The sequence below is a fragment of the Pseudomonas sp. SHLD1 genome (assembly GCF_028640935.1).
Taxonomy (GTDB): Bacteria; Pseudomonadota; Gammaproteobacteria; order Pseudomonadales; family Pseudomonadaceae; genus Chryseomonas; species Chryseomonas aestiva.
This window is the reverse complement of record NZ_JAQZAD010000014.1, coordinates 98,552-110,834: the sequence shown is the minus strand read 5'-3', so window position 1 is coordinate 110,834 and position 12,283 is coordinate 98,552. Positions and strand designations below refer to the sequence as shown.

10 protein-coding genes are annotated in these 12,283 nt (G+C 67.0%); 9 read left to right on the top strand and 1 reads right to left on the bottom strand.

Going from position 1 to position 12,283, the window contains the following annotated elements:
• Positions 1–89: 89 nt before the first annotated feature.
• Entirely contained in the window at positions 90–1,967 is a 1,878-nt protein-coding gene (gene thiC / locus PVZ77_RS11120; RefSeq protein ID WP_273806483.1) for a phosphomethylpyrimidine synthase ThiC, read from the top strand.
• A gap of 97 nt (positions 1,968–2,064) precedes the next feature.
• The gene (cytX, locus tag PVZ77_RS11115) at positions 2,065–3,327 is read left to right on the top strand and encodes a putative hydroxymethylpyrimidine transporter CytX (RefSeq protein ID WP_273806482.1); all 1,263 of its coding nucleotides are present in this window, start codon (positions 2,065–2,067) and stop codon (positions 3,325–3,327) included.
• A 242-nt stretch (positions 3,328–3,569) separates the two neighbouring features.
• Here the strand turns inward: cytX and PVZ77_RS11110 are convergent, their stop codons facing one another.
• Positions 3,570–4,319 carry an RsiV family protein gene (locus tag PVZ77_RS11110; protein ID WP_273806481.1) on the bottom strand — a complete coding sequence of 250 codons (750 nt, stop codon included), beginning with the start codon at positions 4,317–4,319 and terminating at the stop codon, positions 3,570–3,572.
• 187 nt (positions 4,320–4,506) lie between these two features.
• On the opposite strand from PVZ77_RS11110, the gene PVZ77_RS11105 reads away from it, so the two are divergent.
• From PVZ77_RS11105 to PVZ77_RS11075, 7 genes are all read left to right on the top strand, one after another.
• Positions 4,507–5,127 (top strand): NUDIX domain-containing protein, encoded by a 621-nt coding sequence (locus tag PVZ77_RS11105; protein ID WP_007162102.1) that lies wholly within the window; start codon positions 4,507–4,509, stop codon positions 5,125–5,127.
• Complete coding sequence (locus PVZ77_RS11100) at positions 5,118–5,573, top strand: DUF1249 domain-containing protein (protein WP_132832828.1); 456 nt, start codon at positions 5,118–5,120, stop codon at positions 5,571–5,573. The genes PVZ77_RS11105 and PVZ77_RS11100 overlap by 10 nt, the downstream gene beginning before the upstream one ends.
• A 141-nt stretch (positions 5,574–5,714) precedes the next feature.
• Positions 5,715–6,521, top strand: a complete 807-nt coding sequence (gene cpdA, locus PVZ77_RS11095) for a 3',5'-cyclic-AMP phosphodiesterase (protein WP_405046255.1) — start codon at positions 5,715–5,717, stop codon at positions 6,519–6,521.
• An 84-nt stretch (positions 6,522–6,605) separates the two neighbouring features.
• Positions 6,606–7,214, top strand: a complete 609-nt coding sequence (locus PVZ77_RS11090) for a YqiA/YcfP family alpha/beta fold hydrolase (RefSeq protein ID WP_273806479.1) — start codon at positions 6,606–6,608, stop codon at positions 7,212–7,214.
• 7 nt (positions 7,215–7,221) lie between these two features.
• The gene (parE, locus tag PVZ77_RS11085; RefSeq protein ID WP_273806478.1) at positions 7,222–9,120 is read left to right on the top strand and encodes a DNA topoisomerase IV subunit B; all 1,899 of its coding nucleotides are present in this window, start codon (positions 7,222–7,224) and stop codon (positions 9,118–9,120) included.
• A gap of 117 nt (positions 9,121–9,237) precedes the next feature.
• A complete protein-coding gene (gene parC, locus PVZ77_RS11080) occupies positions 9,238–11,490 on the top strand; it encodes a DNA topoisomerase IV subunit A (protein ID WP_273806477.1) in 2,253 nt (750 codons plus the stop codon).
• Positions 11,491–11,575: 85 nt separating this feature from the next.
• On the top strand, positions 11,576–12,283 hold the full coding sequence (locus PVZ77_RS11075) for a PqiC family protein (RefSeq protein ID WP_273806476.1): 708 nt from the start codon (positions 11,576–11,578) through the stop codon (positions 12,281–12,283).

The window sequence follows — 12,283 nt, the reverse complement described above, 5'->3', positions numbered from 1 at the left end:
GTCGCCATCCGTCCGGGCTTGCGTCTCCTTGCGTGCCCACCCTTCGTCCAGGTTCTTCCCTCGGCAACGCGCCCACCAGGAGAGCCTCGATGAACAAGCAGAACAACGTCACCGACTTCACCCGCGTCGACCGCCAGTCCACCCAGCCGCTGCCCAATTCGCGCAAGGTCTATCTGACCGGCTCGCGTCCCGACATTCGCGTGCCGGTGCGGGAAATCTCCCTCGCCGATACTTCCACCGCGTTCGGCGGTGAAAAGAACGCCCCGGTGTGCGTCTACGACACCTCCGGTCCCTACACCGATCCGGCGGTGCACATCGACCTGCGCAAGGGCCTGCCGGACGTCCGCTCGCGCTGGATCGAAGCGCGCGGCGACACCGAGCTGCTGGCCGGGCTGTCTTCCGACTTCGGTCAGGCGCGCCTCGCCGATCCGAGCCTGGCCGCCCTGAGATTCGACCTGGCGCGCCAGCCGCGCCGGGCCAAGGCCGGGCGCAACGTTTCCCAGATGCACTATGCCCGCCAGGGCATCGTCACCCCGGAGATGGAATACATCGCCATCCGCGAGAACATGAAGCTGCAGGAAGCCCGCGCCGCCGGCCTGCTCGGCAATCAGCACCGTGGCCAGAGTTTCGGCGCCAGCATTCCCCAGGAAATCACCCCCGAATTCGTCCGCGACGAAGTGGCTCGCGGCCGCGCCATCATCCCGGCCAACATCAACCACCTGGAGCTGGAGCCGATGATCATCGGCCGCAACTTCCTGGTGAAGATCAATGGCAACATCGGCAACAGCGCCCTGGGCTCCTCCATCGAGGAAGAGGTCGAGAAGCTGACCTGGGGCATTCGCTGGGGCGCCGACACCGTGATGGACCTGTCCACCGGCAAGCACATCCACGAGACCCGCGAGTGGATCATCCGCAACTCGCCGGTCCCCATTGGCACCGTGCCCATCTACCAGGCCCTGGAAAAGGTCGATGGCGTTGCCGAGGAGCTGACCTGGGAGCTGTTCCGCGACACCCTCATCGAGCAGGCGGAGCAGGGCGTGGACTACTTCACCATCCATGCCGGGGTACGCCTGCACTACGTGCCCCTGACCGCCAAGCGCGTCACCGGCATCGTCTCCCGCGGCGGCTCCATCATGGCCAAGTGGTGCCTGGCGCATCACAAGGAAAACTTCCTCTACACCCACTTCGAAGACATCTGCGAAATCATGCAGGCCTACGACGTGAGCTTCTCCCTGGGTGACGGCCTGCGTCCGGGCTCCATCGCCGACGCCAACGACGCCGCCCAGTTCGGCGAGCTGGAAACCCTCGGCGAGCTGACCAAGATCGCCTGGAAGCATGACGTCCAGACCATGATCGAAGGTCCGGGCCACGTGCCCATGCAGCTGATCAAGGAAAACATGGACAAGCAGCTGGAGTGCTGCGACGAGGCGCCGTTCTATACCCTCGGCCCGCTGACCACCGACATCGCCCCCGGCTACGACCACATCACCAGCGGCATCGGCGCCGCCATGATCGGCTGGTTCGGCTGCGCCATGCTCTGCTACGTGACGCCCAAGGAGCACCTCGGCCTGCCCAACAAGGACGACGTCAAGACCGGCATCATCACCTACAAGATCGCCGCCCATGCCGCGGACCTGGCCAAGGGGCACCCCGGCGCCCAGATCCGCGACAACGCCCTGTCCAAGGCGCGCTTCGAATTCCGCTGGGAAGACCAGTTCAACCTGGGCCTGGACCCGGACACGGCGCGCGCCTTCCACGACGAGACCCTGCCCAAGGACTCGGCCAAGGTGGCGCACTTCTGCTCCATGTGCGGCCCCAAGTTCTGCTCGATGAAGATCACCCAGGAGGTCCGCGACTACGCCAAGGAAAACGGCCTGACCGACGAGCAGAAGGCCATCGAGGCCGGCTTCCAGGAACAGGCGGCGCGCTTCAAGGACGAAGGCGGCGTGATCTACAAGCAGGTCTGACGACCGTAGGTTGGCGCTGAGCGCAGCGAAGCCCAACAATGCCCGGCGTCACCCAACGACGTCGGGCGCCCTCAACCCCTTGCTCAAGAGACCCATCATGGCCCAGGCCCCCGGCCTCTATATCCCCACCGTCCCCGTTCCGGCGGACCGCCGCATCCTTGGCGGGCGCGATCTCTTCACCCTCTGGTTCTCCCTCGGCATCGGCCTCATGGTGGCCCAGGCCGGCGCGCTGCTGGCGCCCGGGCTGGGCCTGGCCGATGGCCTGCTGGTGCTGGTGCTCGGCACCGGGGTCGGGGTGCTGCTGCTGGCGGCGGCCGGCCTGGTGGGCAGCGACACCGGCCTGGCCGGGATGAGCGCCCTGGGCCAGAGCCTCGGCCAGCGCGGCGCGCTGTTGCCGGCGGTACTCAACATCACCCAGCTGATCGGCTGGGGCGCCTTCGAACTGGTGGTGATGCGCGAGGCGGCCAGCGTGCTGCTGGGCAGCTGGGGCCTGCAGGCCTGGTCCTCGCCCGTGCTCTGGACCCTGGTGTTCGGCGCCCTGGCCACGGCCCTGGCGGTGGCCGGTCCGCTGACCTTCGTGCGCCGTTTTCTCAGTCGCTGGGGCATCTGGCTGCTGCTGGGCGCCTGCACCTGGCTGACCCTGGACCTCTTCCTGCGCGCCGACCTGGCCGCGCTCTGGCAGCGCCCGGGCGACGGTTCCCTGACCCAGGCGCTGGGCTTCGACCTGGTGGTGGCCATGCCACTGTCCTGGCTGCCGGTGATCGCCGACTACACCCGCTTCGCCCGCACCGGCCGCAGCGCCGGTCGCGGCGTCCTGCTCGGCTACTTCTGTGGCAACCTCTGGCTGATGGGCCTGGGCTTCGCCTATACCCTGGCCTTCGCCAGCGGCGGTGAAGCCGACGCCCTGCTACGCGCCCTGGCCGTGGCCGGCCTGGGCCTGCCGCTGCTGCTGATCCTGCTGGACGAGTCGGAAAACGCCTTCGCCGCCTATCACTCGGCGGCCGTAGCGACGGGTTTCCTGGCCCAGGTGAAGATCTGGCAGCTGACCCTGGCCATCGGCATCCTCTGCACCCTGCTGGCGCTCCTGGTACCCCTGGCCCAGTACGAACACTTCCTGCTGCTGATCGGCTCGGTGTTCGCCCCGCTGTTCGGCGTGGTGCTGGTGGACCACTTCCTGCTGCGCCGCCGCAAGGCTCCGCAGCGGGTCCGGGCGCTGCGCCTGGAGTCCCTGATCGCCTGGGCCCTGGGCGTGGCCGTCTACCACCTGCTGCCGACGCTGCTCCCCGCCTGGGGCGCGACCCTGCCAGCCGTCGTGGTGGCGGGTACCGCGCAGGCGCTGCTGGGGTTGAAGCGAGTTTAGCGTCCGGCCGTTGGGCTTCGCTGCGCTCAACCCAACCTACGCCTAACTGCCCCCTCTCCCGCTTGCGGGGGAGGGTTGGGGTGGGGGCAAGTCGGCACGCGTGGATGAGGCTGCGCCGTCATCCACCCTACGACTGAGTCGGACCTGTCGGGCTTCGCTGCGCCCAACCCAACCTACGGCGGCCGACGTGACACCGCAGGTTGGGTTGAGACGGCTCCATCGTCGAAGCCCAACAACGCGGACTACGGCTGGCGGCTTTTGCCACGCCCCGGGAAATACTCGCCCTTGAGGATGCCATTGAGCTTGGGATAGGGGATCTTCAGCTCCGGGTGGCCCATGGCGTAGGGGGCGATGCTGCCGATGTCGTACTTGAGCGTCAGGGCGCCGAAGTCCAGGGCCACGTTGTTGGTCTTGAGGAAGGGCCACTGCTGGCGGAACTCGGCATCGCCGACGCCATTGCTGACCATCCAGGCCTCGCGCGACAGCTGCGCCAGCCGCCAGAACTCGGCTTCCTGCCCCGGCACCAGCATGTCGCCCAGGGTGATCTGCCGGTTGAGATGGCGATCCCAGGTGACGAAGTCGCGGCCGGCCAGGCCATGGGCGCCGCCATTGGCCAGGTAGCTGGAGAATTCGATGATCACCAGGCCGTCATGCTGTTCACGCACCTTGGCCTGCAGATAGCTGCTCCAGCGTGGCTGCGCCTTGGCGAGGAAATCCCGCTCGTAGCTCCCCAGCGAGGCCGGGATGGGCGCACCCGGCTCGGCGCGGGCCAGGCCCAGCAGGTGCCGCTGCACCAGGGCGTCCAGGGCCGGGTCGCCGAATTCGACGTAGTCGATGTTGATCAGCGGGCAGTCTTCGCCCTGGCAACCGGTCGGGCGGTGCTCCCAGGCCTGGTGGCGAGGCGTGAGAGGTTTGTCGAGGTTGGGGCCGAAGACGCTTTGGCAACCACCGAGCAGCAGGCCGGCGAGCAGGAGGAGCGGGCGGATACGCATGGGATTCCTTGTCATGGAAACAGAGAATGACGGCTTTCGAACCCGTCTGGCCCCATAAGTTTGCCAGGGCCGGGCGGAGGTTTCCCGGCTTGTTGTCCTTTTCGCGACTTGGCGCGCCAGGGGCTGCACGAGTGCAGGCGGCACGCTAGGATGATCTGATCACTCTTCAATCAGCGCTGGAGCGCCCATGACCGAAGCCAACGAATCCCAGGCGCCCGCCGTTGAAATCCTGAGCCGCGAGATCTGCTTCCAGGGTTTCTATCGCATGGCCCGCTTCCGGTTGCGCCATCGCCAGTTCTCCGGCGCGCTGGGGCCGGAACTGGAGCGCGAGGTCTTCGTGCGTCCCGATGCCGTCTGCGTGCTGCCCTACGACGCCGTGCGCGACGAGGTGGTACTGATCGAGCAGTTTCGCGTCGGCGTCATGGAAAAGACCGCTCATCCCTGGCTGCTTGAGCCGGTGGCGGGCTTGGTGGACAAGCAGGGCGAGGCCGTCGAGGCGGTCGCTCATCGGGAAGCCGAGGAAGAAGCCGGGCTGACCTTGCAATCGCTCTGGCCCATCTCCACCTACTTCCCCTCGCCTGGCGGCAGCGACGAACAGGTCTATCTCTACCTGGGTCGCTGCAGCACCGCGGATGCCGGCGGCGTCCATGGCCTGGAGGAGGAGGGCGAGGACATTCGCGTCCATGTCTGGTCGCTGGACGAGGCACTGGCAGGGGTTCGCGACGGTCGAATCAATAACGCAGCGGCAATCATCGCCCTGCAATGGTTGGCGCTCAATCGCGCCGAGGTACGGGGGTTATGGGGCTGAAACTGCGAGATCGCTATCGAGTTGACCTGCCGGGCCTGCAGGCCACGTGCGAGGCCAACTACGTGCGGCTGATGCGGCTTCTGCCCAAGATGCGCGAAGCCGTGGTATCGCGCCGCGTCATGTTGTCGCAAGGCGAGCGCCCGCTGGGCGTGCTCGCCCTGGAAGTCACCGAGGCCTGTCCCTATACGACGGTCCTGCGGGTCCGCCAGGAACTGGGGTTGCCCTGGTTGCCGGTGCCCGAACTGGAAGTGCGCGTCTATCACGATGCGCGGATGGCGGAAGTGGTGTCGGCCGGGGCCTCCCGGCACCTGCTCGGGCGCTATCCCTATCCCAATCAGGCCATGTATCAGCCTGACGAGAAGAGTCAGCTCAATCTGTTTCTCGGCGAGTGGCTGAGTCACTGCCTGGCCTGTGGCCACGAAGCTGAACCTATCCTGCAGCGATGAGCACTGGGGCGCAACGCTGACAGCCGTAGCTTCCCTCACGCTGTGCAAGCTGCGAAAATGTGAAGCATGCACGCAAGTTCCCGGGAACTTTTCTGCACCCTGCCTGCGCTCGTTGTCCCCTTATGCCCCTAGGAGGCTTTGGTGAGTTTGCCGGATAGTGTCAACGCTCCCCTCGTCGTCCAACTGACCGATAGTCATCTGTTTGCACGCGCCAATGGCCGGTTGCTGGGTATCGATACGGCAGCCAGCCTGCAGCAGGTGGTGGCGCAGGTGGTACGGGAGCAGCCACGCATCGATCTGCTGCTGGCCAGCGGTGATCTCTCCCAGGACGGCTCCGTGGCCTCCTATCAACGCTTTTGCGAGCTGACCGAACCCCTGGCTGCGCCCATGCGCTGGCTGGCCGGCAACCATGACGAGAACGCGCCCATGGCCAAGGCCTGTGGCAATCGCGACTTCCTGGAAACCGTCACCGACCTGGGCGCCTGGCGCCTCGTCCTGCTCGACAGCACCGTGCGCGGCTGCGTGTTCGGCGAACTGGAGCAGGCGCAGCTGCTGGCCCTGGACGAGGCCCTGAGCGCCGCGCCCGAGCGTCCGGCCCTGATCTGCCTGCACCATCACCCGGTACCCGTGGGTTGCGGCTGGATGGAGCCCCTGGGCCTGCACCGGGCGGACGAGCTGTTTGCCGTGCTGGACCGCCATCCCCAGGTCAGGGTGGTGCTCTGGGGGCACATCCACCAGGAGTTCGATCAGCTGCGCAACGGCGTGCGCCTGCTGGCGTCGCCGTCCACCGGTCTGCAATTCGAGCCGGGCAGCGAGGACTTCAAGGCGGGCGACCAGGCCCCGGGCTACCGCTGGTTGCGCCTGTTGCCCGACGGCACTCTGGAAACCGGTGTCTCGCGCCTGCAACAGCACACCTTCACCGTGGATCACAGCGCCGCGGGCTACTAGGGCTGACGCCGGTCGGCTGCCTTGGTCGCGAGGGTCGAAACGGGTTACCCTTTACCTGTTTTTTTATCCAGTAGGAGCGGCCCGATGCCGTCGATCCTCTATATCCATGGCTTCAACAGCTCACCCGCGTCCCTGAAGGCGCGGCAGCTCACCGCCTGCATGAGCCGACTCGGCCTGGCGGACCGCCTGCGCGCGCCGGCGCTGCCCAATGATGCCGACGCCGCCTTCGCCCTCCTGGAGCGCGAACTGGCCGAGCTGGACGCCCCCTTGCTGGTCGGCAGCTCCCTGGGCGGCTACTATGCCACCGTCCTGGCCAAGCGCCACGGGCTCAAGGCCGTGCTGATCAATCCGGCGGTCCGGCCCTGGCGCTTCATGGAGCACTACCTGGGGCCCCAGCGCAATCACCATACCGGCGAGAGCTGGACCCTCACCGAGGCCCACGTCGAGGCCATGCGCGCGCTGGAAGTCGCGGTGCCGGCGGATCCCGAGCGTTTCCACGTCTGGCTGCAGACCGGCGACGAGACCCTCGACTACCGCGACGCCGAACGCTACTACGGCGGCTGCACCCTGCGTATCGAGCAGGGTGGCGACCACGGCTTCCAGGGCTTCCATCGCCAGCTGCCGCTGCTGCTGGAGCTGGCCGGCTTCGACCCGGCGCTCTGGCGCGAGCTGGATTTCAACACCTTCGAATAGAGACCCCATGGCCACGCAGAACGCCTATAACGCCGACGCCATCGAAGTCCTCTCCGGACTCGATCCGGTGCGCAAGCGCCCTGGCATGTACACCGACACCTCGCGGCCCAACCACCTGGCCCAGGAAGTCATCGACAACAGCGTGGACGAGGCCCTGGCCGGTCATGCGCGGCAGGTGCAGGTGATCCTGCACGCCGACAACTCCCTCGAAGTGATCGATGACGGCCGGGGCATGCCGGTGGACATCCATCCGGAAGAGGGCGTCTCCGGCGTCGAGCTGATCCTTACCAAGCTGCATGCCGGTGGCAAGTTCTCCAACAAGAACTACCAGTTCTCCGGCGGCCTGCACGGCGTGGGCATTTCCGTGGTGAACGCCCTGTCGACCCGGGTCGAGGTGCGCGTCAAGCGCGAAGGCAACGAATACGGCATGGCCTTCGCCGATGGCTTCAAGGCCAGCGAACTGGCCGTGGTCGGCAGCGTTGGCAAGCGCAATACCGGCACCAGCGTGCACTTCTGGCCGGATCCCAAGTACTTCGATGCGCCCAAGTTCTCCGTCAGCCGCCTGAAGCACGTGCTCAAGGCCAAGGCGGTGCTCTGCCCGGGCCTGGCGGTGAGCTTCCACGACGAAGCCAGCGGCGAGCGCAGCGAATGGCATTACGAAGACGGCCTGAGGTCCTATCTGATCGACACCGTGGGCGATGCCCTGCGGCTGCCCGAGGCACCCTTCCACGGCAGCCTGGCCTCGTCCCGGGAAGCGGTGGACTGGGCACTGTTCTGGCTGCCCGAAGGCGGCGAGTCGGTGCAGGAAAGTTACGTCAACCTGATTCCCACCGCCCAGGGCGGCACCCATGTGAACGGCCTGCGCCAGGGCCTGCTGGATGCCATCCGCGAATTCTGCGAATTCCGCAACCTCTTGCCGCGCGGCCTCAAGCTGGCCCCGGAAGACGTCTGGGAGCGCATCGCCTTCGTTCTCTCGATGAAGATGCAGGAGCCGCAATTCTCCGGCCAGACCAAGGAGCGCCTGTCCTCCCGCGAGGCCGCGGCCTTCGTCTCCGGGGTGGTCAAGGACGCCTTCAGCCTCTGGCTCAACGCCCATCCGGAGCTGGGTCAGCAGATCGCCGAACTGGCCATCAACAATGCCGGCCGCCGCCTCAAGGCCGGCAAGAAGGTCGAGCGCAAGAAGATCACCCAGGGGCCGGCGCTGCCCGGCAAGCTGGCCGATTGCGCCGGTCAGGATCCGATGAGATCCGAGCTGTTCCTGGTGGAGGGCGACTCCGCCGGCGGCAGCGCCAAGCAGGCGCGCAGCAAGGAATTCCAGGCCATCATGCCGCTGCGCGGCAAGATCCTGAATACCTGGGAAGTGGACGGCAGCGAGGTGCTGGGCAGCCAGGAGGTGCACGACATCGCCGTGGCCATCGGTATCGACCCGGGCAGCGCCGACCTGAGCGGCCTGAGATACGGCAAGATCTGCATCCTCGCCGACGCCGACTCCGACGGCCTGCACATCGCCACCCTGCTGTGCGCGCTGTTCGTGCAGCACTTCCGGCCGCTGGTGGATGCCGGCCACGTCTATGTGGCCATGCCGCCGCTGTACCGCATCGACCTCGGCAAGGAGGTGCACTACGCCCTCGACGAAGCCGAGCGCGACGGTGTCCTGGATCGCCTGGCGGCGGAAAAGAAGCGCGGCAAGCCCCAGGTGACCCGCTTCAAGGGCCTCGGCGAGATGAATCCGCTGCAGCTGCGCGAGACCACCATGGACCCCAACACCCGGCGCCTGGTGCAGCTGACCCTGGAGGACGTGCCCGGCACCCTCGAGATGATGGACATGCTGCTAGCCAAGAAGCGATCCGGCGATCGCAAGAGCTGGCTGGAATCCAAGGGCGATCGCGCCGAAGTGCTGCTTTGAGCGCCTGACTCATTGGTCGTGCCCATCGCGGCCATGGGCCGCTCCTCCGGTAGGAGCAACCCATGGCCGCGATAAAGGCACGCCATCCGATTACCGACGTAACACCAAAGGATTCCCATGAGTGCACCCCTCGACCTGAGCCTGGATGGCGTCGAACGCCGTTCGCTGGCCGACTTCACCGAGCAGGCGTACCTGAACTACTCCATGTACGTCATCATGGACCGCGCCCTGCCGCATATCGGCGACGGCCTCAAGCCAGTCCAGCGCCGCATCATCTACGCCATGAGCGAACTGGGCCTGGACGCCGACGCCAAGCACAAGAAATCCGCCCGTACCGTGGGTGACGTGCTCGGTAAGTACCACCCCCATGGCGACTCGGCCTGCTACGAAGCCATGGTGCTCATGGCGCAGCCGTTCTCCTATCGCTATCCGCTGGTGGATGGCCAGGGCAACTGGGGTGCGCCCGACGATCCCAAGTCCTTTGCCGCCATGCGCTACACCGAGGCGCGGCTGTCGCGCTATTCCGAGGTGCTGCTCAACGAGCTGGGGCAGGGCACCGTGGACTGGGTGCCCAACTTCGACGGTACCCTGAACGAGCCGGCCGTGCTGCCGGCACGGCTGCCTAACCTGCTGCTCAACGGCACCACCGGCATCGCCGTGGGCATGGCCACCGACATCCCGCCGCACAACCTGCGCGAGGTGGCGGCCGCCTGCGTGCGCCTGCTGGACGATCCCATCGCCGGGATCCCCGAACTGCTCGAACACGTGCCGGGCCCGGACTTCCCCACCGAAGCCGAGATCATCACCCCCCACGCCGACCTGCGCAAAATCTACGAGACCGGTCGCGGCTCGGTGCGCATGCGCGCCGTCTACCGCCGCGAAGATGGCGACGTGGTCATCACCGCGCTGCCGCACCAGGTCTCCGGTTCCAAGGTGCTGGAGCAGATCGCCGCCCAGATGCAGGCCAAGAAGCTGCCCATGGTGGCGGACCTGCGCGACGAGTCGGACCATGAGAACCCGACCCGCATCGTCATCGTGCCGCGCTCCAACCGCATCGATGCCGACGAGCTGATGCAGCACCTGTTCGCCACCACCGATCTCGAATCCAGCTACCGGGTCAACCTCAACGTCATCGGCCTGGACGGCAAGCCCCAGGTCAAGGACCTCAGGCAGATCCTCCAGGAATGGCTGATCTATCGCATCGGCACCGTGCGCCGCCGCCTGCAGTTCCGCCTGGACAAGGTCGAGCGTCGCCTGCACCTGCTGGATGGCCTGCTGATCGCCTTCCTCAACCTGGATGAGGTGATCCACATCATCCGCACCGAAGAGCATCCCAGGCAAGCGCTGATGGCCCGCTTCGAACTCTCCGAGGACCAGGCCGACTACATCCTCGAGACCCGCCTGCGCCAGCTGGCGCGCCTGGAAGAAATGAAGATCCGCGGCGAACAGGCCGAGCTGCTCAAGGAGCAGAAGCGCCTGCAGACCCTGCTGGGCAGCGACAAGAAGCTGCGCAACCTGGTCCGCGACGAACTGATCAAGGATGCCGAGACCTATGGCGACGCCCGCCGCTCGCCCATCGTCGCCCGGGCCGAGGCCAAGGCCCTGTCCGAAACCGAGCTCATGCCCACCGAGCCGGTGACCGTGGTGCTTTCCGAGAAGGGCTGGGTGCGCCAGGCCAAGGGCCATGACGTCGATCCGACCGGGCTGTCCTACAAGGCCGGCGACGGCTTCAAGGCAGCGGCCCTGGGCCGCTCCAATCAGTTCGCCGTCTTCATCGACTCCACCGGCCGCAGCTATTCCGTCGCCGCCCATTCGCTGCCGTCGGCGCGGGGCCAGGGCGAGCCCCTGACCGGACGCCTGACGCCACCGCCGGGGGCCAGCTTCGAGTGCCTGCTGCTGCCGGATGACATCGGCCTCTATGTCATGGCGTCGGACGCCGGCTACGGCTTCGTGGTCAGGGGCGAGGACCTGCAGGCCAAGAACAAGGCCGGCAAGGCGCTGATCAGTCTGCCCAATGGCGCCAGGGTGCTGCCGCCCAAGCCGGTGGCTTCCCTGGAAGACACCTCCCTCGCGGTGGTTACCAACGAGGGACGGCTTCTGGTGTTCGCCATCACCGAGCTGCCGCAACTGGCCAAGGGCAAGGGCAACAAGCTGATCTCCATTCCCGGCGATCGGGTCGCCAAACGCGAGGAATACGTGATCGATCTGGCCGTGGTGCCGGCCGGCGCCTCCCTCACGCTGCAGGCCGGCAAACGGCCCTATACCCTCAAGGGCAGCGACCTGGAGCACTACCGTGCCGAGCGCGGCCGGCGGGGCAACAAGCTGCCACGGGGCTTCCAGCGGGTGGACTCGCTGCAGGTGGAAACTTGAGCCGCCCGCGGTCAGCCGCTAGCATAGCCCGGATTTTTTCGACCAGGACTCGCCGGGCCTTGATGCCCGTCGAGAGAGAGCCTCGATGAAACGGATGTGTCTTGCCAGGCTGGCGCTCGTCGGCCTGCTGGCCGGCCTGGGTGGCTGTGCCAGCCTCGGCCCCAGCCACTACTACCAGCTCGATGGCGGCAATGCGCGTGCGCCGGCGAGCAGTGAGCGCGGCCTGGCGGTGTGGATCGAAAGCCTGCAACTGGCCGACTACCTGCAGCGCGACGTGCTGCTGGAGCGCCAGCCCGACGGCAGTCTCAAGACCACCCGCGATCACTGGGCCGGACCGCTGGACGCCAACGTGCGCCAGTTGCTGCAGCGCCAGCTCGCCGGCCGCCTCAATAGCGGCCGGGTGGTGGTGGGGGAGCAACCCGCAGGCTTCGATCCGCAGTACCGGGTGGAACTGGTGGTGACCCGCCTCGATGCGGGTGACCAGGCGCCTGCCACCCTCGATGCCAGCTGGCAGTTGCGCGACGGCCAGGGCCGGCTGCTGGACACCGAGGTGATCCACCTGCAGACCCGGCACGCGGGCGATCGCGCGGCCCAGGTGCGGGCCCAGGGCGAATTGCTGCAGCAACTGTCGGCGCGGCTGGCCACCGATCTCACCAAGGTCGCCCAGCGCGGCCGCCGCGAGACCGAGATGGCGCGCAAGGAGCCGAAGAAACTTGTCGAAGAGGCCCAGGCTCGGCCAACGCTGCCGGCCGTGGTGCCCATCCGCACCGGCGCCGAGGTCTACCGCTTCTGA

Excerpts from the sequence above, each read along its gene's own strand:
- PVZ77_RS11075 (WP_273806476.1), top strand. The coding sequence starts at position 11,576 with ATGAAACGGATGTGTCTTGCCAGGCTGGCGCTCGTCGGCCTGCTGGCC.
- PVZ77_RS11090 (WP_273806479.1), top strand. The coding sequence starts at position 6,606 with ATGCCGTCGATCCTCTATATCCATGGCTTCAACAGCTCACCCGCGTCC.
- parE (WP_273806478.1), top strand. The coding sequence starts at position 7,222 with ATGGCCACGCAGAACGCCTATAACGCCGACGCCATCGAAGTCCTCTCC.
- PVZ77_RS11100 (WP_132832828.1), top strand. The coding sequence starts at position 5,118 with ATGGGGCTGAAACTGCGAGATCGCTATCGAGTTGACCTGCCGGGCCTG.
- parC (WP_273806477.1), top strand. The coding sequence starts at position 9,238 with ATGAGTGCACCCCTCGACCTGAGCCTGGATGGCGTCGAACGCCGTTCG.
- PVZ77_RS11110 (WP_273806481.1), bottom strand. The coding sequence starts at position 4,319 with ATGCGTATCCGCCCGCTCCTCCTGCTCGCCGGCCTGCTGCTCGGTGGT.
- thiC (WP_273806483.1), top strand. The coding sequence starts at position 90 with ATGAACAAGCAGAACAACGTCACCGACTTCACCCGCGTCGACCGCCAG.
- cytX (WP_273806482.1), top strand. The coding sequence starts at position 2,065 with ATGGCCCAGGCCCCCGGCCTCTATATCCCCACCGTCCCCGTTCCGGCG.
- PVZ77_RS11105 (WP_007162102.1), top strand. The coding sequence starts at position 4,507 with ATGACCGAAGCCAACGAATCCCAGGCGCCCGCCGTTGAAATCCTGAGC.